The sequence below is a fragment of the Cupriavidus basilensis genome (assembly GCF_029335485.1).
GTDB lineage: Bacteria > Pseudomonadota > Gammaproteobacteria > Burkholderiales > Burkholderiaceae > Cupriavidus > Cupriavidus basilensis_E.
Genome location: NZ_JARJLM010000175.1, coordinates 1 through 344 on the forward strand (window position 1 = coordinate 1; position 344 = coordinate 344).

The window sequence follows — 344 nt, forward strand, 5'->3', positions numbered from 1 at the left end:
CCCCCGCCCGGCAGAATGCCCCAGTTGATCTCGGACAGGCCGAAGTGCGCTTCCTCGGAGCAGAACGCCAGATCGCACGCGAACAGCGGACCGTAGCCGCCACCGAAGCACCAGCCGTTGATCATCGCGATGGTAGGCTTCTGGTACCAGCGCAGGCGCCGCCACCAGCCGTAGCTCTCGCGCTGTGCCTTGCGCGTGCCCTTCAGGCCATGCGCTTCAGTGTCGCGGAAATATTCCTGAAGATCCATGCCGGCCGTCCACGCGGTGCCTTCGCCGGTCAGCACGAGCACGCCGACCTCCGGATGGAATTCCAGCTCGTCGAGCACCTGCGTCATGCGCCGGTT

The 344-nt window shown here is 65.7% G+C and carries 1 protein-coding gene; it reads right to left on the reverse strand.

All coding sequences use genetic code 11. The features are described 5' to 3' along the window. Nucleotides 1-344 (reverse strand): enoyl-CoA hydratase-related protein (locus P3W85_RS10385; protein WP_276264725.1); only part of this gene is annotated, 344 nt, incomplete at both ends.